The sequence below is a fragment of the Amycolatopsis ponsaeliensis genome, from assembly GCF_030182635.1.
Lineage (GTDB): Bacteria > Actinomycetota > Actinomycetes > Mycobacteriales > Pseudonocardiaceae > Amycolatopsis > Amycolatopsis ponsaeliensis.
Genome location: NZ_JAPZLD010000005.1, coordinates 181,095 through 206,240, shown reverse-complemented (window position 1 = coordinate 206,240; position 25,146 = coordinate 181,095). Strand labels below are relative to the sequence as shown.

Annotated in this window: 24 protein-coding genes; 2 read left to right on the top strand and 22 right to left on the bottom strand. The window is 70.8% G+C overall.

Annotated elements, in window-relative coordinates; translation table 11 throughout:
- The first annotated feature begins 93 nt into the window (after positions 1–93).
- A complete protein-coding gene (locus QQ657_RS10075) occupies positions 94–777 on the top strand; it encodes a hypothetical protein (protein WP_284741799.1) in 684 nt (227 codons plus the stop codon).
- A gap of 56 nt (positions 778–833) precedes the next feature.
- Here QQ657_RS10075 and QQ657_RS10070 read toward each other — a convergent pair whose 3' ends face one another.
- Entirely contained in the window at positions 834–1,589 is a 756-nt protein-coding gene (locus QQ657_RS10070) for a GGDEF domain-containing protein (protein ID WP_091629727.1), read from the bottom strand.
- A gap of 337 nt (positions 1,590–1,926) precedes the next feature.
- Between QQ657_RS10070 and QQ657_RS10065 the strand changes: the two genes are divergently transcribed.
- Positions 1,927–2,331 carry a hypothetical protein gene (locus QQ657_RS10065; protein WP_284741798.1) on the top strand — a complete coding sequence of 135 codons (405 nt, stop codon included), beginning with the start codon at positions 1,927–1,929 and terminating at the stop codon, positions 2,329–2,331.
- A gap of 50 nt (positions 2,332–2,381) precedes the next feature.
- Here the strand turns inward: QQ657_RS10065 and QQ657_RS10060 are convergent, their stop codons facing one another.
- The 21 genes from QQ657_RS10060 to QQ657_RS09960 form a co-directional block, all read right to left on the bottom strand.
- Positions 2,382–3,152, bottom strand: coding sequence for a hypothetical protein (locus tag QQ657_RS10060; RefSeq protein ID WP_091629725.1), 771 nt, complete (start codon positions 3,150–3,152; stop codon positions 2,382–2,384).
- A gap of 363 nt (positions 3,153–3,515) precedes the next feature.
- Positions 3,516–4,478 (bottom strand): hypothetical protein, encoded by a 963-nt coding sequence (locus QQ657_RS10055; protein ID WP_284741797.1) that lies wholly within the window; start codon positions 4,476–4,478, stop codon positions 3,516–3,518.
- 402 nt (positions 4,479–4,880) lie between these two features.
- Positions 4,881–5,453, bottom strand: coding sequence for a hypothetical protein (locus QQ657_RS10050; protein WP_284741796.1), 573 nt, complete (start codon positions 5,451–5,453; stop codon positions 4,881–4,883).
- Between the two features lie 213 nt (positions 5,454–5,666).
- Positions 5,667–6,083: a hypothetical protein gene (locus QQ657_RS10045; RefSeq protein WP_143086524.1), complete on the bottom strand. Its 417-nt coding sequence runs from the start codon at positions 6,081–6,083 to the stop codon at positions 5,667–5,669.
- Between the two features lie 77 nt (positions 6,084–6,160).
- Positions 6,161–6,634 (bottom strand): hypothetical protein, encoded by a 474-nt coding sequence (locus tag QQ657_RS10040; protein WP_091629717.1) that lies wholly within the window; start codon positions 6,632–6,634, stop codon positions 6,161–6,163.
- Between the two features lie 245 nt (positions 6,635–6,879).
- Positions 6,880–7,425 (bottom strand): hypothetical protein, encoded by a 546-nt coding sequence (locus tag QQ657_RS10035; RefSeq protein WP_143086523.1) that lies wholly within the window; start codon positions 7,423–7,425, stop codon positions 6,880–6,882.
- Between the two features lie 85 nt (positions 7,426–7,510).
- Entirely contained in the window at positions 7,511–8,548 is a 1,038-nt protein-coding gene (locus tag QQ657_RS10030; protein WP_284741795.1) for a hypothetical protein, read from the bottom strand.
- A gap of 58 nt (positions 8,549–8,606) precedes the next feature.
- A complete protein-coding gene (locus QQ657_RS10025; RefSeq protein ID WP_177231863.1) occupies positions 8,607–9,665 on the bottom strand; it encodes a YqaJ viral recombinase family nuclease in 1,059 nt (352 codons plus the stop codon).
- An 815-nt stretch (positions 9,666–10,480) separates the two neighbouring features.
- A complete protein-coding gene (locus QQ657_RS10020) occupies positions 10,481–11,542 on the bottom strand; it encodes a hypothetical protein (protein WP_143086546.1) in 1,062 nt (353 codons plus the stop codon).
- A 226-nt stretch (positions 11,543–11,768) separates the two neighbouring features.
- Entirely contained in the window at positions 11,769–12,011 is a 243-nt protein-coding gene (locus QQ657_RS10015) for a hypothetical protein (RefSeq protein ID WP_091629923.1), read from the bottom strand.
- Positions 12,012–12,329: 318 nt separating this feature from the next.
- Positions 12,330–13,319: an NADAR family protein gene (locus QQ657_RS10010; protein ID WP_091628525.1), complete on the bottom strand. Its 990-nt coding sequence runs from the start codon at positions 13,317–13,319 to the stop codon at positions 12,330–12,332.
- Between the two features lie 225 nt (positions 13,320–13,544).
- On the bottom strand, positions 13,545–15,365 hold the full coding sequence (locus tag QQ657_RS10005; RefSeq protein WP_284741794.1) for a VWA domain-containing protein: 1,821 nt from the start codon (positions 15,363–15,365) through the stop codon (positions 13,545–13,547).
- Entirely contained in the window at positions 15,362–16,354 is a 993-nt protein-coding gene (locus QQ657_RS10000; protein WP_091628521.1) for an AAA family ATPase, read from the bottom strand. Before QQ657_RS10000 ends, QQ657_RS10005 begins: the two co-directional genes overlap by 4 nt.
- Positions 16,348–16,743 (bottom strand): WGR domain-containing protein, encoded by a 396-nt coding sequence (locus QQ657_RS09995; protein ID WP_177231788.1) that lies wholly within the window; start codon positions 16,741–16,743, stop codon positions 16,348–16,350. The genes QQ657_RS10000 and QQ657_RS09995 overlap by 7 nt, the downstream gene beginning before the upstream one ends.
- 362 nt (positions 16,744–17,105) lie before the next feature.
- Positions 17,106–17,705, bottom strand: coding sequence for a hypothetical protein (locus tag QQ657_RS09990; protein ID WP_091628517.1), 600 nt, complete (start codon positions 17,703–17,705; stop codon positions 17,106–17,108).
- A 376-nt stretch (positions 17,706–18,081) separates the two neighbouring features.
- Positions 18,082–18,993, bottom strand: coding sequence for an N-6 DNA methylase (locus tag QQ657_RS09985; protein ID WP_091628515.1), 912 nt, complete (start codon positions 18,991–18,993; stop codon positions 18,082–18,084).
- Between the two features lie 467 nt (positions 18,994–19,460).
- A complete protein-coding gene (locus tag QQ657_RS09980; RefSeq protein WP_091628513.1) occupies positions 19,461–19,991 on the bottom strand; it encodes a hypothetical protein in 531 nt (176 codons plus the stop codon).
- A gap of 232 nt (positions 19,992–20,223) precedes the next feature.
- The gene (locus tag QQ657_RS09975; RefSeq protein WP_284741793.1) at positions 20,224–21,417 is read right to left on the bottom strand and encodes a hypothetical protein; all 1,194 of its coding nucleotides are present in this window, start codon (positions 21,415–21,417) and stop codon (positions 20,224–20,226) included.
- Positions 21,414–22,295: a hypothetical protein gene (locus QQ657_RS09970; protein WP_091628510.1), complete on the bottom strand. Its 882-nt coding sequence runs from the start codon at positions 22,293–22,295 to the stop codon at positions 21,414–21,416. The genes QQ657_RS09975 and QQ657_RS09970 overlap by 4 nt, the downstream gene beginning before the upstream one ends.
- 309 nt (positions 22,296–22,604) lie before the next feature.
- Entirely contained in the window at positions 22,605–23,471 is an 867-nt protein-coding gene (locus tag QQ657_RS09965) for a hypothetical protein (RefSeq protein WP_284741792.1), read from the bottom strand.
- Between the two features lie 286 nt (positions 23,472–23,757).
- The gene (locus QQ657_RS09960) at positions 23,758–25,017 is read right to left on the bottom strand and encodes a DNA polymerase III subunit beta (RefSeq protein WP_284741791.1); all 1,260 of its coding nucleotides are present in this window, start codon (positions 25,015–25,017) and stop codon (positions 23,758–23,760) included.
- Between the last annotated feature and the right edge of the window lie 129 nt (positions 25,018–25,146).

Genomic DNA, 25,146 nt, shown 5'->3' with positions numbered 1-25,146 from the left:
ACCGGCGTGATCGGGCCCGGGCAGGGTCATCGGGCTGGCGGGCGAGGTCGGGGCCGGATCACCCGTGTCGGCGCGGGCTGTCGGGTCGCGGTCGTGGTGGCCGCCGCGTCGGCCAGCCTGGTGAGCGCGCCCGGCTCGATGGCGCCGCGGCGGGTGTTCTGGCGGATGGCGGTCGCCGAGAGGCTGCTCCTACGCTGGACGCTTCGCTGGAAGGAGCGCTGTTACCTCATGACCTCTCCCTCGGAGCCACGCACGCCCTCGGTCAGCGCGCTGGTACGCGCGCTTGCCCAGTTGGGGGTGCCGCACGCACTCGACGAGGCCACCCTCAGCGCTCTTCCCCCGGCGCGGCGCAAGACGGTGCTGCTGGCGCACATCGCGGCGGGGGCGACCTATCTCGAGCGCCGTCACAACTGGCTCGATGACCGTGGCTTGAGCGGTGACGAGTACCGCGAGATCAACCGGAAGGCGGTCGACGCGGTCACCTCCGGCCGAGCCGATCAGCACCACGTCCGCAAGGTCATCGTTGCCAATGATCTGCTGCACCTGGCCGGAGACGTCGCCGCGCTCGCTGCCGCGGACAGGCTGCGGGTCGAGGCGGAGCAGGGGCTCGATCGCATCGACGTGTCGCCGATCGGGGTGCTGATGCCGGCGTTGCTGGCATGCGCGGCGATCCTGCAGGACTGGCAGCGTGCTCTGGCCGACGAACGCGAGTTCAACATGCCCGCGGCGGTGGGCGAGCACCTCGAGGCCGCGCTCAGCGCGTTCGACGAGCTGTGACATCGGCGTCCGGCCCCGATCCCGTGGTGGATCGGGGCCGGACGCCGCAGCTGCGGTCAGAACTGCAGGTGCTGGTCACCGGCGGGCACCGCGGCGTCGCGCGGACGGGCGTGCGGGTCGTGGTCGAGGTGTTCGGGGACGAGCGGGTCCTTCTCGCCGTACAGTTCCAGCGCGGTCGCGAGGTTTTCGGTGCGGCAGCGGTGCTTGGCGCGCTTCATCGCGAGGTCGGCGGCGTGCATGAGCCGGTCCAGTCGGCGGCTGGCAGCGTGGGCGGCCGCGGTCGGCGATTCCCGACCGACGATGTCCACCGGGCGGGCGAGGCCGAAGGCCGCTCCGCAAGTTCTGCCTGCGACCTCCACCTGGCAGGCGTCCACGGCTGACTGCACGGTCGCGGGCCAGGACGCGGGAAGGTCGAGCAGGGCGACGAACTCGTCGCCGCCGACCCTGCCGAGCAGCGCCTGCTCGCCCAGCTGCGCGCGGAGCCGATCGGCGATCTCGCGCAGCAGGCGGTCTCCGGCGCGGTGGCTGATCGTGTCGTTGACCCGCTTGAGCTTGTTGACGTCGACGAACAGCACCGCCGGGTGCGCGAGGTGCGGCAGCATCTGCGACGCGGTCGTGGTCCACGACTCGCGGAGGAGCAGGCCGGTCACGGTGTCGTAGCGCAGCCGGTTGTTTTCGGAGGTCAGCCGATGGTTGTCCTGGCTCAGCTGGTGCACCTGGAGCCGGGACAGTGCCCGTGCGCGGCGGTCCCGCAGGATCACGACGACGAGTGCGGCTGTGGCCAGCACTGCCAGCAGGTGGAAGAGAAGCATGATGGGCCCCTTGTGGAGACGCGCCCGGCCTCGGGCGCGGTCAGCCGCCGAGGGCGCCTCGGTGGCTGCACGGCGAAGGCGGGACCGGTGGCGTGAGCGCCTGCGGTCCCGCGCGGACGCGCTGCCGTTCAGCAGCCTGCCCCGGCGGGGTCAAGAACCCGATAGCCAAGGGGCCTGGTGCAGGTGAATGGACCCTTGACGCCGCCGGGGCGGGCTGCTCGGATTCCGCGTCCGGACGTGGGCCAGGGAGGTGGATTCGCCGGGTCCGTGAGCATCGGCGCAGGTCTGGCGCGATACTGGCTGCGCGAGCGCAGGAGAAGATGCTGGAGGGGCGGAGATGACGAGCACGGAGCGCCGGAGCCGGATCGAGCAGATGTACGGGCCGGGCTGCATGATCGAGTGCATCTCGCCGTCGGTGGCCACCGAGCGGGCTGAGGAACTGACCCGGGCCTCGACAGCCGGTGACCTCGGCTCGAGTAACGGGTACTTCGCGGGGATGGCCACCGAGCTGTTGTCCCGGTACCTGCTGGCGGCGGCGATTCTGGGTGAGGATTCCGCGACGATCCTGAGCTGGGCGAGGTCCCGTGGCGCCCAGCCGTGGACAGCGCTGGCCGAACGCGACGACATCGTGCCGGAGGGCTGGTTGAGCACGCGCGAAACGATCGACTCGCTTCCGGCCGCCACCCAGGCGGCCTGTTTCGCGACGGTGCTGTCCGCACTGCGCCTGCCCGCGGACGGATAGATGGTCGTCGTGCCGGACGGCGAGCTGGCCCGCCGTCCGGCACGCAGGACTCAGACGTGGCAGTCGAGTGCCACCAAGGACATGTCGCCGGGCAACGCGTCGAGGTAGGCGTTGGCCTCGGCAAGGTAGGTGTCGAAGCTCTCGGGCGTCTCGTCACCGGGTCCCGATGTCGACGCCGGTGCGAGCCACCGGCCGTCGTGGGTCAGCGTCGCCCACCCGGGAATGGCGCCGTCGCGGCACTGCTGGATGTAGGTGTCGCGGTCGAGATCGCCGATGATGTCCTCCGGCCACAGCCCGACCAGCAGCTGCCCCTGGTACGGCCGGTGGGAGTGGATCGCGGCGACCCGCGGCTGGGCGCGGTACTCCCGGTGCGCCTGGGCGGGGGTGTATTCGGGGCGGTTCAGGAACTCGTCCAACGTTCGGTGCGGCGGGGTGCCGGCGATGACGGTGTTGTACTCGTCCCAGTCCGGTCCCGCTTCCTCGGCGAGCTCGGCTCGCTTGCGTTCGAAGTCCAGCGCGCGGACGCGGCCACCGTCGCTATAGGTCGGGTCGCGGTGGTAGCCGATAGCTCCCCTGATCACGTCCGCGGCCGCGGCACCTGCGCGCAGCGGCAGGTAGGACCCGAATTCGTAGCCGCCGATCCGGAAGCGATCCAGCTTGCCAACCGGGTTTTCCCATCGCTCTACGCCATCTTCGACGATGCGCTCGATCGGCGTGATCTTGTTGTAGGGCGCCAGCGCCGAGGCGATGGCCGCGTGCAGCGGTTCGTCGGTGAGTTCGACGTCCGCCGGTAGTGCGAGCAGGACGTGGTAGTGCGTCATGGAGGGTGATCACCTTCGTCAAGTCGCCGGCTGGCGGCGGAGCGGATCCCCTGGTCCGGGGCTGCCGCTCCCCCGGGCCGCCGAGGCCGGACCGGCCGGGGCGCCGCGCCAGCGGTGCATCGGGCGCAGCCGGCACGGTGGTCCAGAGTGGACAGCCCCGGACCACCGCTCCCGGCGCAGGCTCCGCGGATGGGCTGGAACCTTCACCAAATTCGCCTGGAACTGTCTGCCGCCGGGCTGTCGAACTTGCATCCGACCCGAGCGCTCGCCGTCGGCGGCGAGGACGTATCTGCGGGGGTTTGGAGCGACCTGATCAGCGGGGCTGTCCCGACGTTTCGAGGCAGCCCCACCAGCGGTGCTGGCTCAGGTGTGGCAGTCCACCAGGATCAGGATCATGTTGTCGGCCAAGGAATCGAGGTAGGTGTTGACCTCGATGAGGTGCGCGGCGTGGCGGGCGCGGTCGTCGCTGCTGGGAACCCAGGGCATGTCAGCGGAAAGCCACCGGCCGTCGTGGGTGAGCGTGGCATACCCGGGGATCGCCTGATCGCGGCACTGCTGGATGTAGGTATCGCGGTCGAGATCGCCGAATTCGCGCTCGGGCGGGTTCATGCCCCTGCCCCGGTAGGCCTCGTGCGCGCGCAGCGCGGCGATCCGCGGCTGGGCTTGGTAGTCCCGCTTGGCCTGGTCGAACGAATAAGCCAGGGACGTGTTCCACGCGGCCCTCGCGCGGTCCATTTCCTCGTCCAGCAGTGCGGAGTATCGGTCGGCGGTGTCGTCGGGCGCGGCGTTGTCTCCCAGTCCGGCGTTGGCGCGCGCCTTGGCTTTGGCCTCGGTGTAGAACTCGTGCCACGGCCGCGACGCGGCTTGTTCGGCCTCCTTCGCCCGCGTGGAGAACGTCTCCCACGCCTGGTGCTGGGGTGTCCCGGCGATCACCGCGGCGTAGTCGTTCCAGTCGGCCAGAGCTTTCTTCGCTTGCGCGGCGCGCTTGCGCTCGAGGTCCAGGGCGCGGATCCGGCCGCCGTCACAGAAGGTCGGGTCCAGGATGGCGTGCGTGTTGCCCCAGCTGCGCGAGCCGAAGATGAGGTCGGCGGGGTCGGCGGGGTCGGCGCCGGCGCGGATGGGCAGGTGGTGGCTCCAGCGGCCGCCGATGAGGTACCAGTCCCAGCGTCCCGCTGGATTGGTCCAGTAGGTGCGGCCGAGCGGGTCGGTGGCCTGCTCGACTTCCTTCTCCTTGTTGAACGGCTCCAGAGCACCAGCCAGGTTCTTCTCGACCTCGTCAAGCTGGGTCTCGCCGGGCAGCGCGACGGTCACGGTGTAGTGGTGCATGGCAGGTGATCGGCCCTTCGTGTGGCTCGCCGAGTGAATGCGAGCGAGGCAGGTCCCGGGATCGGGGCGCCGCTCGACAGGACTACCGGCCCCGGACCGGCCGGGGTGCCGCGCTCGGCCGACCGGGGCGGGATCGCCGAAGGCGACCGAGCGCCAGCGAGGCCCGTCTCCCCCGGTCGGCCGGGCTGGCGGGGCTTCGGGCGCAGCCGGGGCGGTGGTCCAGCGTGCGCAGCCCCGTCCGGCGGCCAGCGCGGCAGCCGACGCCCTCGTCTGGTGGGTGCTCGGTCAGCAAACCCGGCAGGGCAGGCGCCGAGGCCGTGATGCGGTATGTCACGGACACCCTCCCCAGCAGCTGTGAGCGCGGCTGCCGGGGAGGGTGTCCCGTGGACCGTGGACGACTTTTCAGGTGTGGCAGTCGACGAGGACAAGGATGGTGTTGTCGTCGAGTGCGTCCAGATAAGCGTTGGCCAGTGCGACGAACGCGTCGTAGGCCGGGCCGGATCGCTCGGTGACGAATCGGACGCCTCCGGGCGAGAGCCATACGCCCTCGTGGGTCAGTACGGCGCCGGTGGGGATGGCGGTGTCGCGTGCCCGCTGAGCGAGCGCGACCCAGCTGTGGTCGGCGGCTGAGGCTTTGGCCGAGGGGGTCCTGAGGTGGCGTGCGGCGTTGACGCGCTTGCGCTCGAGGTCGAGGGCGCGAATGCGGCCGCCGTCGCACACGGCATCGTGCGTGTCGGCGCCGTCTGCGAGGCGGGGGTGGATCAGGTCGGCGCGCTCGGCGCCGGCGCGGACGGGGAAGAACCCGCTGAAGCGGTCACCGATGGCGTATCGATCCCAGGTGAGGGGCTGGTCATCGGGTAGGTCGGCGATGTCCTCGCGGTTCTCGTCAAACGGGGCCATGACGTCGGCGAGGACGTTGTCGAGGTCGGTCAGGTCGGTGCCGGCGGGAAGCACGACGATCAGGGGGTAGCGCATGGATTTCGCCTTCGATCGGTGGCCGCGGTGTCGGTGCGGCCGGATGGGCGCCCTCGGGCGAGAGCGCCCATCGCCCCGGCCGCCGCCGCCGTCTCCGCCGGTCGGGTTCGTGCCGGCGCGGCGACCCTGGTGGGGGCGGCGGCGGTGGTCGAGACTGGGCGCGCCGAGCCGCGCGGCGACCTATCGCTGGCGCGGCTCGGCGACACGGGGTGCTCAGTCGTCGGCGAAGTTCCAGGTCCAGGCTCGTGCGCCGATCCCGTACCGGCCGCCGCGATCGGGCGTGATGCGCTCGGGCGTGTAGCCGGGCTCGGCTTCTGCTTCCGCTTCGATGAGCACGACGGTGTCCCCGTCCCAGTGGGCTCGTGCCGCGTCGCGGTTCTTGGCGTGGGTGGCGTTGATCCAGTCGACGACCAGTTTGGCGACGTCGCGGCGGAAAAACGGGATGGCGGCGCCGTTCCAGGTTCCGTTGGCGACGACCGCGGGGAACAGCGGGGTGCCGACGATGTCGTACATGGTGACCAGCGTTTCGCCTTCGAGGGGTCGAAGGACACGTCGCCGGCGGGCGCCACCGGAGTACAGCTGCTGGTGGCGACGGCGTGCTGCGGCAGCGTCTTTCTTGTTGTTCGGCACGGAAACTCCTGGATGTGGAAGGGAAACGCCCGTCGCGGCTGCGCGGAAGCGCTGGCGCGACGGGCGTGGGCGTGGGCTCAGAACGGGAGGCCGGCGGTGTCGATCGCGACGGGCGGGTCGCCGATGACGGTGTGAGTGGCAAGGTCGGCGGCGACGGCGTCGTCCGCGGTGAGACCAAGGGCCGTCCAGGCTTCGGGCTGGATCTCGTAGCGGCGGTGCCCCAGGCGGGCTTCCGCGTGGCCGAGCACCGGGTGCTCGGGGCCGATCTCGTGCAGCTGCAGCAGGTCCGCGATGGCGAGCAGGCGCAGTTCGGCCGGGTTGTGCATCCAGTAGTCGGCGAGCAGCAGCAGGGTCTCCGACAGGACGCCGCTGGCGAGTGCTGGGAGTCCGTCTTGCTCGTCTGCGCTGGTCAGCACGACGACCTCGAACTGGTCGTGCGCGAAAGGGCGAGCCCAGGCCGCAGGCAGGATTTCGACGTAGCCGGGGCCGGGTGACCACGTCGTCGAGTCGTGGGTGGGTGCGAAGGTCGGTGCGGGCATCGTGATCGTCACGCGGGGCGCTCCTTGGTGCGGTGGTCGGCTGCACCGGCCCGGCGGGGTCGCTTTCCGGCGTGGCCGGGAATTCCCTGGTCGGGCTGGTGCGTGAACGACCTCCGGTCAGCGGGCCGCGACGGGCGGTGGCTGGGGTCTCCGCGCCAGCGGCGCGCAGCGCCCTAGCCACCGCCCGTGGTGGTCTGCTGCGCTCTGCGTGTTCATGCAGCCGCGCCGGGCAGTGACGACCGACGCGGGAGTGCCGGCTAGCGGCGGAGTTTGCCCTTCGCCACCGCCCTGGCCATGCGTGCTCCGGCGACTCGGCCCTGGCGCACCACGCCGCCGGTGCCTCGGCGGCGTGCGGGCTTGATGAAGTCGCGGACGGGTGGCATCGGCTGGTCGGCGAGGTCGGTGTGCTCGGGCCCGGGGTCCTCGGCGGGGTGTGGCGCGGCAGTGGAGGTCTTCGGGGCCATGGGTTTGCGTGCGCGGGCAGGTGTGCGCGGCGAGGTGCGGGCCGCGCGCTGTCGCTGGCGCCCCGCGTTACTGCGGCGCTCGTTCCACGTGTCGAACTCGGCCGGCCACCGGTTCCAGGCCCAGCCCGCGATGACGGAGTCGCCGTTGACGGTCGGTACCTCGATGTCCGGTGTCGGGAACGGGGCGGCGCTGTCCGGTCCCCAGCGCTTGCGCATCATGGTGACCGCGCTGCGGTTGATGCCCCACCAGTGCGCGATGTGCGCCTGCGTGAAGCACTGCATCGGCTCGTCGGCGCTCGACGGAGTATCCACAGTGGACATATCTTGATCTGAAGACATGGCAATCTCCCTGCGTATAGGAATATTCGTGCTGGAAGAAGCGGGGTGCTCGCCTCCACCCGAAGGAAGCGAGCACCCCGCGATCTCAGTTCTCCCCGGCGGTTTCCTGACGGTTCTCGGTGGCCTTGACGGCGTCGCTGATGCGCGTGAGCAGCTGCTCGTTGACCGGCTCGGCACGCCGCACGACCCACCACAGGTCCCGCAGTTCGTCCACGCCGCCCTCGGCGGCGTCGCTCAGTGCCTGTTCCCAGTCGATCGGCTCGGCATTGAGGGCCTCGTCCTCTGCCCCGGGCTCCTCGGATCCGTCGGTCTCGGCTGGCGAGGTGACCACTACCCGGTCGCGATCGGCCTCGGCCGGTTCAGGCGCGGCCGGCTCTTGGAGCGCCCCGGTGCGGGCCCGTTCCATCGCCTCGTCGATGGTCGGGGCGTCGGCGAAGTGGTAGCCGGCTCCGTCGGCGACGTCGAGCAGCTGTCCGGTCGGGCGGCCTTCCTGGTCGACTTCGGCGCCGAGCTCTTCGGGGGTGTAGAGCAGGCCGAACAGCGCGTCTTGGCAGGCGTCGCGTGCCACCTCGGTGATCGCGCGGGCCTTGAGCAGTGCGGGGGTGTAGCGCTCCCATGGCAGCGCCCGGTCGTATTTCTTGTCGCGCGCGTAGGGACGGTTGTTGACCAGCCGCACCAGCTGTGACTCCAGCGCGCGGGCGAACGGCCAGTCCGCGCGGAAGGTGAACTCCGGGTCGTCCTTGCGGATGATCTCGGCGAACGCCGGCTCCTTCCAGGACGTGCCGCCGCGGATGCGCAGCTTGTGCCCGGCACGGCGGACCAGCATTCCGATGAGCGCTGCCGAGGCGCTGGGCCGGCCCTCGATGACGAACACGCCGGTCATCGCCGCCATGGCGGGGATGTTGAGCATCCGGCCGAATTCGATCGCCCACAGGATGTTCGCGGGCTGGCGCCGGTAGTGCGCGGGCAGCAGGATCGACTTCGACAGACGCTCGGCGTAGCTTTCCGCGGTGTCGAGCGCATCGGAGGTCGGGGTGAGTGCGCGCTGCGGCGCGGGCACCAATTCTCCTTGGCGCGCTTGGTGTGTGGCCTTGAGATGCTCTCGAAGGCGTGCGGTATCCACGTGGCTTCTCCTTGGGTGAACGACCGGCCGGTGACTCCGGCCGGGGAATCAGGGCGGGTCAGGCGAAGGACTGCTTGGGCAGGAAGACCCGGCGGCGGAAGCGGAGGTCGGCAGGCCGGTCGGCCACGACGGCGCGCCAGTCGACGTACTCCCGGGTTCGCGTGTAGGCGGCGACGACCTCGGGTGTGTGGGCTTCGCGCCAGGCGTCTTCGTCGAACTTGCCGGTGTGGCGCCAGGTCGCGGCGAGCGCGCCGTGGACAGTGAGGACTTCGGCGTCGCCGGTGATGGCAAACAGTTCGGTGGTGACCGCGTCGAGTTCGGCTTCCAGGTCCTTGATCTGGGCTTTGATCCGCTGCTGCCGGCGCAGCGCGACCGCCGCGGCGTCACCTCCGTCGCGGGCGGGAAGTTCCGCGACCGGGTGCAGGCGCCGCAGAATCGGGCCCGCGCCGATGTCGAGTGGAGGTGCGACCTGGGCGAGCACGTGGTGGTGCCAGAAGTCGCTGCCCAGCGTGACCAGCAGGTCGATGAGTTCCTCGTCGCGCTCGACGCGCCGGTAAACGAACTTGCGGGTGTCGAGGAACAGGCAGGCAACCCAGGCGTGGCTTCGGCCGGAGACTTTGAGCTGCCACTGGACCTGCAGCAGGTAGTGGTCGGGCACCGAGTCGTTGCCGTACTCGTCGCTCCAGCCGTCGGCGAGGTCGCTGGTGGTGGTCTTGGCTTCGACGACCCCGCCGTCGTCGCTCAGGGCGTCGAGGCTGGCGAGCATCCAGGGGTGCTCGCGGCTGGCCAGCAGCCCGACTCTGCGGGTGCGCAGCCCAGTGGCCTCGCGAAAGCGGGCCAGGACATAGCCTTCGAGGTCCCGTCCGACTCGCATCAGGTCGTTGTCGGGGTCGGAGATGCCGTGGACCTTGTCGGCGTAGAGCTTGGTCAGGTTCGACCATGGGTTGATGCCGGCCACGGTGCTCGCGTCGGAGGCGCCGATGCCGTCGCGGCGGCGTAGCAGCCACTGCTCGTAGGAGGCGGTGGCCGGGAGCAGGAGCTTTCCGGCCGGGCTGGCCCAGTTGGGAGGTGGTGCCGTCGCGCGTGGTGTCGACGGCGAAGTCGAGGGGATGGTCACGCGACTGCTCGCTTTCGGTGGGGTGCGCCTTCCAGGCGGGAGGCGCACCCCGGCCGACCGGGGTGCGAGACGTGGTCCAGGTCGCGAGCTGGGCCGACCGGTGTGATCCGGCTTCGCGGGCGAGGAGTTCCTGTTCGGCGTCGGCCGGATCACCCGTGTCGGCTCCGGCGGGGCGTACCTGGACGACGGCGTGGCTCGCCGGTCAGGGTGTGTGCCCTCTCGCCCAGGGCGGCCCCGCACGGCCTGAGCGCGCGGGATCGTCCGCCGGCACCCGCGCGGTGCCGGTTCATGAGCTCAGTCCGGCCGGCATCGTCGGGTTGTTCGTGCCGAGCTCCGCTGGCGCAGCTGACGTGCAGGGGCAGGACCGGGCTGGCCGCGGGGTTCGGCGGCCAGCCCGGTGAGTGCTGGTCAGTCGCGGTTCGAGATCCAGGCGAGGCCGAGGAAGAAGATGACCAGGAGGGCAAGGCAGGCGACGTCGAGCCAGGTGGTCGTCATGCGGTCACCGCTTCCGTGGTCTCCGCACGATCGGTGATGTGGATGCCGGGCGCGTGGGCGTCCGGGGTGATGGTGCTGGTTTTCACGAGTTCTCCTGGCTGGTCGTGTGGTGCGTTGACGGGCGCACGCCCAGCGGGACGAATCGGTGCGGGGCAAGGGTTTCCGCGTCAGCGGCGCGGGAGCGCCCTTGCCCAGCACCGAGGCGATCTGCTGCGCTTCGGCGCGTCCAAACACCACACCGGGCGGGAAACGGGTGGCCAGGACTCGGCGGCCGAGTGGGGCGCGACTCCTGCCCAGCAGGGCGCGCCCCGGACCCTGCGTTATTCGGTCAGGTCGGTCGGCTTCTCGACCACGATGACCACCGGGCGGATGCGCACCGGGGCGTCTTCCGGACCGCGCCAGTGACGCTTGATCCAGATGCGCTTGCGCAGCGAGCGGCCTTGCCCGAAGGGCTGATCGCGCCAGAACCCGCGGACGGGGAACCGGACGCTTACGCTGCGGCCGGTCGGCGCGGACGGCGGCGCGGAGCTTGTCCGGCGGCGGGCGCTGACCACTCGGACCGAGGGCAGGGGCTTTCCCGTCCGCTCCGCGCGACGGCGCTCCGCCCGGGGTGCGCGTGCCTCGGTGATCTCGACGACCTGGTTCCGGATGAAGTTCCAGGCCGCGAAGACCGTCTGTAGCCAGGGCGCGGCTTCCTGGTGGACCACGATGCCGGTCACCTCGTCGGTGGGCACGCACCGGCTCGTCGGGGTGAAAATCGGGGTTCCGGAGGCCGACCAGCACACCAGTGCTTCGTCTGCCCACAACAGTGGCGGGGTTCCGGTCTCGACGTTGTAGCGGGCTTCGGCGGGCGGGGTGCCGTGGGCGATGGACTCGGCGATGAGCGATTCGCGGTCGCCTGCCGACCAGAACGTCACCCAGACCGCGCCGCCCGGCGGTGCTGTCTGCGGAGATGGTCCCCAGGAGCACGCGACGACCGGCAGCGGAACCCGGGCGCGACCTTGGCAGTAACCGATCGGACGGTCGAAGACCATCAGCCCTTCGGGCGCCGGCAGGTCGTCGGGCTCGACCGACCAGTCCGGCAAAGCCGCGCCGGCGGCGAGTGCGTCCTCGGTTGTTTCCGCGTCGAGGGTGAACGGCTGCGCCGAACTGAGCCTGTTGGCCTCTTCAGCGTGGAGGATGACGGTGGATTCCAGCGGCGTGTCGGCCGCCGGAACGATCGTTCCCTGGCCAGCTTCGAGGGCGCCGCAGGTCGTCATGAGGAACGTGGGGTGGCTGAGCCAGCGGCCCATGGAGATTTGGAGGGCGGGGATCTGCTCGGACTGGGGCGGTGTCCAGGTCACCGCCGCGGGTTCTGGTGCGGAGTCATTGCTCTGGGGCATGGCCGGGCCTTCCGGTCGAGCGCGTCGTGGACGAGCGCGACCCCGAGCGGGCCGACCGGGTACGGGCAGGGGTGACCGCGTGCGGGCATCGCCGCAGGCGACGCGAAGCGCCCTTGCCCCGTGCCTGGGCGGGTTGCTGCGGTGCAGGTGTCCACCGGCGCCGACGTGACGACGGGGCGCGCGGGCACCAGCTCGGGGACTCGAGGTGGTGCCCGCGTGGCGGGGGTCATTCCGACGCCGCGACCAGCCGCCACTGCCCCTCGGGCAGGCTGGTGTCTCCGGGGGTGGCGTCGAGGTAGAGGTCCCAGCCTTTCGACCCGCAGCAGCCGTCGTACTCGTCGTCGGCGAACAGCTCGAAGTGGCCGTCGGTCCCCCGCGGGCAGTAGTAGCCGACCCAGTACCGCCACGCCTTGCCTGCGGGCGCGGGGGTGAGCTCGGGGTGGTCAGCATCGAGTTCGAGGTACGACATGGTGAGCCTCCTGGCTGGTCGTGTGGTGCGTTGACGAGCGCACGCCCAGCGGGACGAATCGGTGCGGGGCAAGGGTTTCCGCGTCAGCGGCGCGGGAGCGCCCTTGCCCAGCGCCGAGGCGATCTGCTGCGCTTCGGCGCGTCCAAACACCACACCGGGCGGGAAACGGGCCATGCCTGCCGGCGAGGTCGGGCGCCAGGGCCACGAAGGCGCAAGACTTTCCGCCGCGAACTCTCGCTCGCCTGCGCGGGCATCTCCCGACAGCACAAGAGGTTCCGCGTCAGCGGCGCAGGAACATCCTTGTGCTGTCAGGAGTTCTCAGCACGTCTGCGCATCGGCCTTCGTCTGGAGTTCTTGAGCCGGAGCGCGCAGCGTCGTCCGGCGGTTGCGGACGTCAACCCGGATGATCGGCAGGGTCGCCGGGATTTTCCGCAAGGCCTGGACGGTCCCGCCGGCGGTGCGAGTCGGGTCTGTGACCGCGATAATCGCGTCACAGTCCCGGATCATCCACTCGCTGCGCGCGTGCAGGACGTCGACGCTGAATCGGGTGCCCAGGGTGTCGGTTCGGGACGCGAACCGGCGCGCGGCCAGCAGCCGCTGCTGCCAGTCGTGGTTCCACCGCTGGTCGTGGCCGGGGTAGGGCTGGTACAGCCACACCGGGACGTCGGCGTCGCGGGCGGCCTCGGCCCAGAGCAGGTCGGCGCCTGCGGCGGCGCCGCTGATCGCGACCTCCATGCCACGATCGGTGGCGAGCTTGGCGGCGATCCGCCGCAGCTCGACGGCCAGCCACGGCTCGCTGCCGGGCGGCAAACCCTGTGGGCGGTGCCCGGTGCAGGCGACCCGGGTCCACCTCCCGGCGAGGTGGGGATCGAGCTGCGCGCGGTGGCGCATCAGGTACCGGCCGAGCAGGTTCTTCCCCGGTATCGGCTGGTGCCGCGAGCAGGAGCAGCAGCCCCACGTCTGGTCGTGCCAGGTGTTGCGCTCGATCAGGCAGCTCGTGCCGGTGGCCAGCAGCCGCTCGGCCAGCGCGGGATCGGTGAACTTCGCGGCGATCACCTGCTGCATGACGAGGTAGCGGTGCAGGTCGTCCCAGTCAGGGCGCAGCCGGACCCGGCGGCCGCGGTGTTTCGCCTCACCGGCGGACGGGGCCGCGGCGATCCAGGCGCGCTGCCGCGGGTCGAGAGTCTTGCCGGCGTTGTAGGCGGCCTCGCCGCTCGGGTAGTCCGCGTCGTCCCAGGTCAGCGGGTGCTCGTGGAAGTTGGACAGGAACCGGTGCTCGCCGGCGAAGCCGTTGACGAGGTCGAGCATGGGCGCGCTCCGTTCGGTGGGGTGCGGTGACGGGCGCGCATCCAGCGGCCGTGCTCGGGCCGGGGCAGGGGTTTCCGCGTCAGCGGCGCGCGAGCGCCCTTGCCCCGGCCCCGGGTGGCCGCTGCTCTCCCGCACGGGCTGCCACCCCCGCTGAACAGCGCGCCGCCGCGGCGGTGTCGGCCACGACCGGTCCGGACCCGCGGTGCACAGGCCCGGACCGACGCCTCACGCGACGCGCAGCGCGCGGACGAGGACGTCCTCGACCTGGTGCGGGATCTCCCCGATGTTGGCGACCCGGATCGGGATCGCCCCGGGCGGCACGATCGTGGTGTCGTGCTCGGAAGCCAGGTCCAGCCACACCACGTGAACGCCGTGCCGGGCGAACCGTTCGACGACCTCGGCGGCCTGCCGCTCGATGGCAGGGCCGTAGTGGCCATCGCTGACCACGAACACCAACCGGGCGCCCTGGCCTGCCGTGAGCTGCAAGGCGCCGTCGAGCGCGCGCATAGCGGGGACGAACTCGTGATAGCCGTCGGGTGCGTCGAATTCCTGCACCGCGGCCGGCGGGACACCTGGGGCGGTGATCGCGGTGACGCGCTCACCGAAGGCGACGGTGGCTGTCATCCCGTCGACCTCGGCGGCGGCGTGCGCAACGATCCAGGCCAGGCTGGCCAGCATCTCCGTCGCCCAGTCCATCGAGCCGGAGATGTCGACGGCGATCCCGACGGTCAGCGGCGGTTCGGGGGTGTCCTTGCGGATAACCCGCCGAAACGGCTTGGCCGTGATCGGCGTGCCCATGCTCCGCTGCGCCGCGCCGAGCATGGCCTCTCTGCCCCGCAACCGGCCGGGCGGGACCGCGGAGTCCACGACGATCTTGCCGCGCTCGCGGAACTTCGCCCGCCGCAACGCCTTTCCCGTCCGCCGGGCAAGTTCGCGCTCGATCGCGGTTGGCGGGCGGAGCTCGCCGCGCGGATCGCTCGCACCGGACCGGCGGTTGCCGTGGAACACCCGCTCGGCTTCGGTCTCAGCGGCCTCCTGTTCGGCGGCATCTTGCGCGCGGCGACGTTCGCCGTCGTCGGGGACGGAGTCCTCGTCGTGCCCCAGCTCGGCCGCGGCCTCCTGCTCACCGGAGGCCGCCACGAGCACCATCGCACCCTGAAATGCCTCGGCGAGCGCCTTCTCGAGCTCGTCGGCACCGGTGTCCTCGTCGGCGTCCGGGGTGGATGCGGCGTCCTGCTCGTCGCGGCCGGATTCCTGGTCCGACGCAGTGGGTTCCTCAGTACTGTCGGGCAGCACACCGTGGCCGCACGGCGGTGCCGGAGCATCGGCGGGGTCTTCCACGCCGATGATGTCGGCCCAGCGGGTAGCCAGTTTCATCAGCCCGTCGACGTCGCCGTCCGGCACCGTCAGCGCTTTGCGCCACACCCGCCGCAGCCGGTCGAAGTCCTTGCGCCCCAGCGTCGTGCGGCAGACTGCGGCGACCTTGCGCACTTCACCGGTGGTGAGCACGCCGGCGTCCACCCTGCCGGAGGTCAGCAGGGCCGCCTGGCCGGCGCGCCAGCGGGTCGCGGCCGCCGACGGGGCGTCGGCGCCGGGCAGGATGACGCGCCGGCTGGCGGCGCGCAGGTAGAGCCGGTCCCCCGGTCGCCGGCGCAGCTGGCGGTGCTCGATCCGGATCTCCTCCAGGAGCACGGCGGCGCGGGTGGGGATGACGTCGATCCCGTCGCCGAAGTGGCTGTCCCACTGGGTGTGGGCGGCGTGCCCGGCCTCGTGGCAGAGCAGGCCGATGATCACCGGGTGGCGCAGCCGCCCCTCGGGGGTCAGCGGGTTGATCTCCGAGGGCTTGGCGCCGTCCAGCGCGACGGGGCCGTTGAGGGTGACCTCGCCGGTCGCCGGGGTGAACCAGGCGGGCGGATCGTCCGGCTCGGGCTTCCACCGCACGGTCGTGATGAGGTCACCACGTCCGGCGAGCAGATTGATCCCGCGGTTGAGACGCACGACAAGACGTAGCTGGGCGGGGGTCGGTGTGGCGTCGGCGGGGGTCACGACTCGACCTGCTTCCCCAGCTCCAGACGGTGAATCACCTTGCCGAGCATCTGGGTCAGGACGCCGTGGACGACGTCGCGGTCATCCGGCGGGACCTTGCCCAGCAGGTTCGCCAGGGCGTACTCGCGGCCGCGGCGTTGCTCGTGGCGGGCGAAGGACAGCAGGCTGCGCAGCTGCGGGGACCAGGCGAGCGTGCCTTTGCGGCGTCGCTCGTCGAGGTTGCGCGCGACCGTGATGATGTCCGGGGACACGCCGAGGTTCGCGGCCAGGCCCCAGTCGGTGCCCACTTCAAGGTGGTGCTCGAACCGGTCGCGCAAGGCCTCGGAAAGTCGCGCGCCGGGCACATCGGGGTTGAAGGCGGCGATGACGAACCAGCCCTTGCCCACGGTCAGCGGCTCCAGCTGCGGGTTCATCGGGAAGCGCAGCACGCCGCGGCCGTCCATCAGTGGGTACAGCACGCTGAGGACACGCGGGTCGATCAGCGCGATCTCGTCGACCAGCAGTGGCACGTCCAGCAGCACGGAGCGGTGCAGCGGGCCTGGTTGCCAGGTCCAGGACTTCGTGGCCGGGTCCTCGATGAAGGTGCCGATGAAGTCCATCTCGGTGGTGTCGGCGGTGCCGACGATGCTTTCCAGCCCGTCGTGCTCGTCGGTGGCGTCCTGGGCGAACGCGGCCTCGCACAGTGCCGTTTTGCCGGTGCCGGGCGGGCCGTAGAACAAGACGTGTTCCTGGTGATCGCGTGCCGAGCGCAGCAGTGCGACGTCCTCGAACACCTCCGCGACCGATCGCGGGTGGTAGGTGGCGCCGTTGGGGCGAACCTGACTGCCTTGCGGGACAAGGGTGTCGGCCAGGTCCAGCGTGGACGGGGCGGTGGAGACGGCTCCAGCGAAGGTTCCGTCGTCGTCTTGCCAGTCCGGCTCCGCGAGTTTGGATCCGGTCGGGGTGCGGCCGATCTTGCTGAGCATGTCGTCGCCGAGGGTGCTCACCACGACGCCTCCCCGCGCTCGGTTTCCTGCTGCAGGGCCGCGTTCTTGAAGGTTGTGACGACCTCGTCGCAGACCTGTTCGGCGGGGTTTCCGTACCCGCCCGGGGGCGGCGTCGTCAGAGCGAGCGCCAGGTGCTGTGGCACCTCGAACACGGTCATGTCCCGGCTGAGGCGGTAGCCCTTCGCGTTCTTCTGGTTGGTCAGGTCGCGCGCTGCGCGCTGGGCGGCCTCGGCCGTGCCTTTGCGGTGGGCCTGGAACTGGCCACGAGCGTTGCGGCGGCCGTAGTTGACGAGCAGCGTGTTCTCCACGAGCAGGAGTCGGTAGTACTTGTCGCTTCCGCCGCTGGTCATGTGCAATTCCCAGGCGTGGACCGTGACGGTTGATGCGCTCACCGCCGGCTCACCTTCCCTTCGCGTTGTGCACCCCGCCCGGGTTGGCGGGGTGCACTCGGCGGGCACCGGCACCGGGTACGGGGTGCAAGCCGCACGGGTTTCGCGGCTTGCACCCCGCCGGGGGTGGTGCAGAGTGCGAACGCCGCCGCCCGGGTTCCGGGCGTGCGGGACGAGGTGATCAGCCGCCACTCGGGGCGCCGCTGGGTTCCGGGCGATGGGGAACCCCGACCAGATACGCGGCGGCGGGTATGCAGGCGGGTTTCTGTCAAGAAACCCGGCGGTGGCACGGAAATGTTCGCGATCTGCGGGAGAAGAGAGCATGGCACCGGCGGGTGGTCAATCCGCCGGTGATCATGCGGTGATCAGCAGTGTGATCCCAGGAGGGACATCAGTCGTGACCTCATGCCGCGGCGGGACGCGGCGATTGGTGTAGCGGAGTGCAGTTCGGGCGGGATGGGCGCCGGGCCGGGGTGGCGCGCAGGTGGCCGGTCGCAGGAATCCTGGCTGAAGTCCCAGGAGGTGCAGTGGGTGGTGTGGTGGCCGTCGTCCCACTGCACCGTCATCTTCCAGCTCGGGCTGGCGGGGTCGCCGTCGTAGAAGGAGTAGTCGATCGAGACAACGGTGTAGCCGGCGCCCCAGTACTTGCTCCAGTACCAGCCGCCAGCGCGGCGGGGACCGAGAGACTTCGCGATGCCGTCCCAGGCATCCCGCGCACGGTCGGGGTTGCCCCTGGCCCGGTATCGCCTGTCGAGCTCCTCGAGGACATCCTCATCGGGCGTCCACACGCAGTCGCAGTCGTTGTCCTCGCGGTACAGCGGTGCGTACTCGTTGATGTCGTGGTCCCACACGTTGGTCCAGACGATTCCGGTGCCGTCGCAACGATCGCAGCCGGGATCGGCCCACATCCACCGGGCGTGCTCGACCGCGTGATAGCCATGCGGCGGGATGATCGTGAGGTCCATGTGGCTCTCCGTTCCGGGTGGTGTTGCGGGGACGGGGAGCTGTGCGAGCGGGGCGCGCCGTGGCGCGGAAAGGGTGGGCCGCAGGCCCATCGCGTGCGACGCCGAAGGCGCCCTTGCAGCGCTGCGGACGGTTCTGCTGGCATCGGCCCGTCTTCGCGGCGGCACCAGGGTGGAGAGCCCTGGCGCCGCCGCGCGTGCGCCGCTCAGGCGGCGAGGCCTGCCCGGCCGTGCAATCCGCTGCAGGCTCTGGTCCGGCGGTGCCGTTCACCCAGCCCGCCACACTCGAGCCGGCGCGGACCTCGCTGTCGCTTCGTGATAGACGCGGGCAGGTACAGATCCACGATCAACCTGCACCAGGCGATGAGCGGCAGCTCGCTCACGGCGAGTCTCCCGAGGCAGACTCCGTCTCCGATGATTCCGGCGGCTCCTCGGCGTCTGTGCACGCTGCGGCGTCGAGCTTCAGAAACGACCTGACGGCGGAGAGTTGGCGCATCAGGATGATCGGTTCGTTCCGCTCAGCGATCGCGCGCGTGCGCCAGTCGGCTGCCAGGGTGTCGCCGACGCCGAGCAGCACGCGCGTGCCCAGCCCCCACAACACGACGTTGATCGCGCAGCACGCGACGGCCAGGTGATCGAGGTCGTTGCCCTCCCAGGAGACGGTCGCCGGGTCGTGCCCGGCGGCGCGCATTGCCTCCGCGGCGGCCCGGAACATGCCGCCGCTTCCACACGTCGGGTCATTCACCGACTCGCCGGGCATCGGCGGCGGAAGTATCCGTGCCATCAGCGTGGTGACTTCCGGTGGCGTGTAGTACTGCCCGCGGGCTTGCAGTGCCGATTTGGTGCGCACCAGCGTCAACACGGTCCCGAGGAGATCCACTTCCCAGCGGGTCTCGTCGGTGAGCGCGAACAGGTCGGTGCGCAGCACCTCGACCGCGACGGCGTGGGCGTCCCGCACCGTCTCCGGAGTCATCTCCCGCTCGCCCAGCCACGGTTCGATCAGTGGCCAGGCTCGGTTTACCAGGTCCGGGCGGCTTTGCACGAAACGACGCCACAGCCTGCGCACGGTGTCGGCGAACGCTTCGGGTGTGAGCTCTATCAGTTCACCTGCCACCGCGTTCCGTTCGTGCACGGGCGGATCCACCAGCGACAGCACTGCCACCACGGACACGGGCACCTCCAGGTCTCCGTGTCCGTGCCAGGCGTGCCACTTCTCGTCGACTCGCTCCGCGAGCTTCACCACGTGCGCGTTCAGGTCGCCGGTGAAGCGGGCGATCTTCACCGTCGCCATCACGCCATCCCCAGCTGTGCCAGTCCGGCGGCCGCGAGCGTGCGCGTGGCCCAGGCGGGCGGCGAGGTCGTGGGCGGTGAGGCTGGGGCGGTGAGGTTGGCGTGGATGACGGCCATGTCCGGGTCCGATCTGCCGGCGCCGGACGATGTCCGGCGGGTGGACGCCCCTGGTCCGGGGCGCCGCCCGCCGGGTCGCCGCCGACCAGCGGAGACCGGGGACCCGCGCTCGCCCGGCCGGGTGATCCGGATCCGGGTGTCTGTCGCCGCTGGCACGTGAGGCCGGATCACCCGGCCGGGCCGGGCTGGCGGGGCATCGGGCTCCGGGTCGGCGGCGATCACCGTCGGGTGTCCCGGACCGGTGTCGTCACGCCTGGACCGCGGGGATCTGCCGGGCGTCCAGCACCGGATGGGTGCGTGGGGAAGACGGCGCGCGCACGCGGGCCAGGGAGGGCAAGCGGGTCAGGTACCTCAGATTCGGCCGGATTCGGCCGCCGCCGTCATGCCTTCCTCAATGCGCGCGATGATCTCCGAGCGCCGCTTCTGTGCCGCTTCAGAGGCGTTCTCGGCCTGGAAGTAGACGCGGGCCAGCCGGATGAAGTCGTGGATACGCCAGCCCGCGACGCCGAGCAGCACCACGGCGCAGACCAGCAGGACCGGCCACACCGGGTGAGCCAGAAACACGGTCGCGGCGAGGGCGGCCAGAGACGCTCCTCCCAAGGCGGTTGCCAGCCAGAGCGACAGCGTCACCGAATCCACGCTGCGCTTGTAGACGCGGTCGCAGATCGTGGCTGCCTCTCGGATTTCCGCATCGGCAGCGTCGAGCGCCGGGCCGCCGAGGTTCCTCAGCATGTCGCGTCGTGCGGCCACGGCGGCGATCTGGGCTCGGCACGCCTCCGCGGCGGAGGTGTCGTCGTCTCCGTGGTTGACGACGTCGGCGAAGTGATCGCCGAGACGGTGGATCTCGGCAGTGAGCGCGTCGAGTTCCTTCTCGTACCGCATGGTTGTTTCTCCCCGTGATGGACGAGCGATCGCGCCACCTGATCCGCGCGGGCGGGCCGGAGCGGGTCGGCGGTGGCGTTGGACGGGCGCTCGCCCAGCGGGCCGGCTCGGTCGGCGCCAGGGTTTCCGCGTCAGCGGCGCGGCAGCGCCCTGGTGCTGCCCGGAGGCGGTCTGCTGCGCTCCTGCGCGGTCAACCACGCCGGTTTCATCCGGGCCGTGCCCGCCGGGGCGTCTACTGCGGACCGTTCGTGAGGGTGTCGCCGACGATCCGGGCCCACTGTTCGGCGAAGGAGGCGCGCCGTTTCTCCGCGATGCCCGCGGTGGTGGCGACAAGGAAGTGCTCCCCGCGGGGATAGAAGGCAGCGTCGTCCTGTCGGCGCATCCACACGCGATCGTCGCGGTCCGGCGGGCCCGCCTGCGTGAGCCAGGCGCGGGCTTCGGCCGCGGAACCGGTGAACAGCGGGCGCACCGATCGCCAGGACGTTCCCTTGCGAGCTCGGTCGTTCTTCGCGGCGAAGTGGATGCGCCGGACGTCGTAGACCGACCATGGCTGCTGTTCGAGGCGGCCGAGGAACAGGTCGACGGCGATGTGGTTGCCGTCTTCGACGAGTCGTTCCAGCAGGCTGTGAGTCCCGTACAGTTTCGATTTCGGATTCAGCTTGACTGCCGGTTCTTCAAGAAGCAGCGCAGTCGCTGCTTCGTCGGGGTTCTCACGCATTCGTGTCAGCGTGTTCTCCAGCGATCGCCCGCCAGAATACGGACAGAAAAAACAAGCGGATTTTTTCCATATCACGCCGAATTCGGCGAGCAGCCGCGACAGGCACGCTTCCCTTGTCCAGCCCCAGGAAATCAGGGGATGCACCGGTGTCCTGGTCGCGGTCGCATACACGAGATCCCGTTTCGCGCGCGCTGTTTCCTCCACGCTGTATCCGATGACGTGATCATATTTCCGGCCACCGAGATTGGCCGCGATCCAGGTATCAAGCGGCCATCCTTTGAATTTGAGTGAACACCGTCGATGACTGAGCTGGGGAACCGTTCCGGAAAGCCTCGATTCCTCGGCCAGAGTCCAGGGACCTCGCCGGTGCACCCGGTGCGGGCGGGTGGTGTCGTCGAGGACGACGATGCCGTCGCTGTCACGCGGTCCTCCGCGGGCCAGCTGAACGGTGCGGACTCTCCTGTCCGCGAGAAGTGGCAACAGGAACTGCTCGGCGTCGGTGTAGGTCTGTGTCCACTCGCTGCCGACGACCGCGTGGAGCACGATCATGTTCGCCGGGTCGACGCCGTGGCGGTCGGGGTCGGACAGGACTTCGACCAGGTAGCCGGAGCTCTCGACGCCGAGTCCCCAGCTGACCAGGTGCACGGGCTCGGCCGCGGGTGCCGGGGCCGTGCTGAACAGGTCCATCGTGACCGCGTCCATGCTCATCGCCGGTTCCCGGCGGCGAGGTCGCCCACCGGGGAGCCGGCCAGCGCGGTCAGTGTGGCGGCGTGCTCGTCGAAGAGGTCGACCTTGCGCGTGCGGACGAGACCGTCCGCGCTGGGCCGTACGACATGGTCGCGTGCCCACGCGGCGTCCTCGGCTCGCTCCCGCAGGTTGGCCGCCAGATCCGGGTCGCCGCCGTCAGGGTGTGCCTCGGTGGGAACCGGAACGAACTGCCAGCGGCAATATCGCCGCCAGTGGTCGAGGTCGGGCGCCGGCGGGAGCGCGGGTTTGCCCACCCCGATCCAGGCCAGCCGCTCGGCGGCGTCGGCGTGGGACCACTGGAAGTGGAGCAGGATTTCCTGGACCTGCAGGGCGAAGCCGAGCAGGTGCCGGGGCAGCGTCCAGTTCTCCCGGTAACTGCGGCTGTCGCGGTGCTGCAGGTTGACCCAGTTCGCCATCGCCTGGGAGCGCAGGTAGAGGTAGTCGACGTAGGCGGCGGTGAGGGTCTCGCGGCTGGAGGTCCGGGCGAACCGGTCGACGCCGGCCGGGAACGCCGCGGTCGAGCCGGTCACCGCCTTGAACACCCAGGGCAGGACGCCGTCGCTGGCGGTCTGGATGCTCCATCGGACCTCGGTGTGCGGGCGGGCGTGCAGGTGGTGGACGTCGAGCCAGCTCTGCAGGTGGGCTCGTCCGGCCGGGGTGTCGAGGATCCACAGCGTGGCTTCCTCTGCCGCGGTGTCGGTGGTTCCGAAGTCCGGGTTGCCGAAGCGGGTGGTCAAGGTGTGGTAGCTGGCGTGGATGGCGCCTCGGGTTGACAGGCCGTCCGCCGGCGCGGTGCACGCGATGGTCTGGATGTTGAGGTCGTCGTGGATGACGGCCATGACAGGCTCCGCTCTGCGCGAGCCGGGTATGCCCCGGCAGGTGTCTGCCCCAGGTCGGGGCGTCCCGCCGCGGACCGGCACTGCCTGGCGGAGGTCGGGGTGCCGTGCTCGCCCGACCGGGGTGATCCGGCTGCGAACCGGTCGGGTTGCTGATGTCGTCGCCGGCCGGATCACCCGTGTCGGGTTCGGGCGCAGGCGCCTCGAGCGCGGCGGCGGTGCGGGTCAGGCTCGGGTCGCCCTCGTCCGGGGCGACCCGGGGTGCTCTTCCCCGGCGTGCAGGTGGGCTGCAGGCCGGGGAAGGCGTGGGGATCACCGGCTGAAGGTGGCGAGAGCGTCCGGTCCTGGGATCGGCGTGCCGGCCAGGGCCTGCAGGGTCTGCTCGTGTTCGTCGCGCAGATCGAAGTCCAGGTGCGGGTTGATCTCGCGGAGCATGGGCTGGTGCTCGCGGCTGGTGTCCGCCAGGCCGCGCAGCATGCCGGCCAGGTCCGGGTCGCCGCCGTGCGGGTACTGGGTGGTCTTGGTCGGCGAGTACAGCCACCTGCTGTTCTCGAGCCAGTGGTCGAGGTCGGACTGGGAGCCGCCCTGGACTGGGCGGCCCATCGTGGTCCAGGTCTGGCGTTGCGTCTCGGTCGCCTGCGACCACTGGTAGTGGTGCAGGACGGCCAGCACCTCGCGGGCCGCGTGGTGAAGTTGCTCGGGTCGGCGGCGCCATGTCTTGTAGCGCGGGTCGTTCCAGTCCTGCTGGAGGCACCAGTCCTGCTCGGCGTCGGCGCGCAGGAACAGGTAGCTGACGTAGGCGGCGGTGAAGGTTTCGAGGGTCGACTCAGAGAAGTGCCGGCGTGCGGCATTCACGAAGGTCGCCGTCGAGCCGGTCACCGCCTTGAAGATCCACGGCAGGACGTCGTCGCTCGCGGCGAGGATCAGCCAGCAGGAGACGCCGGTGGCGCAGCCGAGCGGGGTGCGCAGTCGCCGCGGAGCCAGGGGTACGCGTCCGGCCGGGGTGTCCAGCACCCACATCCCCGCCTCCGCGTGCCCGCTCAGCGAGCGCGTCGGCTCGCCGAACAGGGCGCGCAGGCGGCTGCTGGGAACGTGGATGTGCCCGTGCACGGTCAGCCCATAGGCGGGGACCGTGCACGGGTCGAAGTCGATGGTCAGGTCAGCGTGGATTCGTGCCATGCAGGGACTCCCCTTGTCAGCCGGCCACCGATGCCGGTGGCGGAGGGCGCCCTCGGGTTCGAGGGCGCCCTCCGCAGAGCCGTCGGGTGTTCGCGCAGCGCACGCCGCCGCGCTCGGCCGACCGGGGCGGGATCGCCGGAGGCGACCGAGCGCAGCGAGGCTGGTCTCCCCCGGTCGGCCGGGCTGGTGGGGCGTGTGCGCAGCGGCACCGGGCGGCTAGCGTCGGCGGCCTCCTCGGATCCGAACGCCGGAACAGCCACAGGTCGGACTTCGCCGGGTTGCCTGATCAGGTTCCCTGCGAGCGGACCGGCATGAGCAGGTGCCGGAACGCGCCCGGGTCCTCCAGTTCGCTCGGTGTGTCGGTGAACACCACGGGCCGGTTTGTGCTGCCGGTCGGGTGCAGGGTGATCAGGTTCCCGGTGAACGACTCCAGCGCGTCGACGAGATACGCGGGGTTGAACAGGTACTCCAGCGGAGCGGGGATGCCGGCGACGGCGGCGTCCCGCCCCGGGGAGCTGACCTGCTCGCCGCGTTCGCCCAGTACCGGCGTGACCCGCACCTCGAACGGGTCGAGTGTCACCGCGATCTGGCCGGCGGGGTGCTTCTTCGCCGCGAGCACCGCGGCCGCGCGCTGTGTTTCGGCCAGCATCCACGGTCGGTCGACGACTGCGCTTCCCCGCGGGTCGGTGGGGAAAAGCTTGCGATAGTCAGGAAATTCGGCGCTGGTGGACGTGGAGATCAGGGTCGTGTTGCCGCTGCTGAGTGACACCGACGGCGGAAGTCGCAGTTCCGGCTCGGGGTTGAGGTCGCTCAGCCAGCCCACACGCAGCCGGTCCCCGGTCATGCGCTTGAGGTATTTGGCCAGCAGTGCGCCGGGCATCACGGCTCCGCCGCGGGTGGTGTCCGCGGGCGCGGTGATCGCCGGGACGCTGGCGGCGGCCAGGCGGTAGCGGTCGGTTCCGGCCAGCGTGAGTGCTCCGGCGGCCACGTCGAGCAAGATCCCGGACAGCATGGGCAGCGTGTCGTCGGTGCCGATCGCGCGCAGTACCCGCGCGGCTTCGGCGGTGAACAGCTCGCGGTCGAGCTGGGCGACCACCGTGTGGTCGGGCGGTAGTGGCGGGAAGCCGTCCATCGGCACGGCGGCCAGCGGGACCGCGTAGCCGTCGAGTTCGAGGACAGGCTTGTCCGGGTCGCTCCCGTCGATCGTGGCACGCATCCCGTCGACGTCCTTCTTCCGGCGTCCCTTGACCAGGGCTCGCAGGAGTTTCGTCAGCTCGACGTGGTCGATGAGGATGCGGCCGTGCATGGTGTCGACGTCGGGAACGTCGACCCTGATCGTGTTCTGGCCGTCGGAGGTGGTGACGACCAGGTGATCCCTGTGCCCCTCCAGCAGCACACCGCCCCAGCCCAGCTGGCCGACGCGAGTCGAGATCAGTCCGGTCGTGGCCAGGGCGTCGACGAGCGCGCTGCGGCCGATGGTCAGGGTCAGTGGTTGGGCTGGGCCGGGCGGGGTGAGGATGGTGATCTCGGCGGAGTTCGCGGGCATCGAGGTGTCCTTCCCGACGCGCCACCGGATGTGACAGCCGGTGGCGAGGTGGATGTCCCGGGATTCGGGGCCGCAGCCGCGCGGCCGATGCCCGCGAGCGGAGGGCCGGACCTCGCGCTCGCCCGACCG

Coding starts and splice junctions, on each gene's coding strand:
- QQ657_RS10070 (WP_091629727.1), bottom strand. CDS start 1,589: ATGCTTCTCTTCCACCTGCTGGCAGTGCTGGCCACAGCCGCACTCGTC.
- QQ657_RS10065 (WP_284741798.1), top strand. CDS start 1,927: ATGACGAGCACGGAGCGCCGGAGCCGGATCGAGCAGATGTACGGGCCG.
- QQ657_RS10060 (WP_091629725.1), bottom strand. CDS start 3,152: ATGACGCACTACCACGTCCTGCTCGCACTACCGGCGGACGTCGAACTC.
- QQ657_RS10055 (WP_284741797.1), bottom strand. CDS start 4,478: ATGCACCACTACACCGTGACCGTCGCGCTGCCCGGCGAGACCCAGCTT.
- QQ657_RS10050 (WP_284741796.1), bottom strand. CDS start 5,453: ATGCGCTACCCCCTGATCGTCGTGCTTCCCGCCGGCACCGACCTGACC.
- QQ657_RS10035 (WP_143086523.1), bottom strand. CDS start 7,425: ATGTCTTCAGATCAAGATATGTCCACTGTGGATACTCCGTCGAGCGCC.
- QQ657_RS10020 (WP_143086546.1), bottom strand. CDS start 11,542: ATGCCCCAGAGCAATGACTCCGCACCAGAACCCGCGGCGGTGACCTGG.
- QQ657_RS10015 (WP_091629923.1), bottom strand. CDS start 12,011: ATGTCGTACCTCGAACTCGATGCTGACCACCCCGAGCTCACCCCCGCG.
- QQ657_RS10010 (WP_091628525.1), bottom strand. CDS start 13,319: ATGCTCGACCTCGTCAACGGCTTCGCCGGCGAGCACCGGTTCCTGTCC.
- QQ657_RS09990 (WP_091628517.1), bottom strand. CDS start 17,705: ATGGACCTCACGATCATCCCGCCGCATGGCTATCACGCGGTCGAGCAC.
- QQ657_RS09985 (WP_091628515.1), bottom strand. CDS start 18,993: ATGGCGACGGTGAAGATCGCCCGCTTCACCGGCGACCTGAACGCGCAC.
- QQ657_RS09980 (WP_091628513.1), bottom strand. CDS start 19,991: ATGCGGTACGAGAAGGAACTCGACGCGCTCACTGCCGAGATCCACCGT.
- QQ657_RS09975 (WP_284741793.1), bottom strand. CDS start 21,417: ATGAGCATGGACGCGGTCACGATGGACCTGTTCAGCACGGCCCCGGCA.
- QQ657_RS09970 (WP_091628510.1), bottom strand. CDS start 22,295: ATGGCCGTCATCCACGACGACCTCAACATCCAGACCATCGCGTGCACC.
- QQ657_RS09965 (WP_284741792.1), bottom strand. CDS start 23,471: ATGGCACGAATCCACGCTGACCTGACCATCGACTTCGACCCGTGCACG.
- QQ657_RS09960 (WP_284741791.1), bottom strand. CDS start 25,017: ATGCCCGCGAACTCCGCCGAGATCACCATCCTCACCCCGCCCGGCCCA.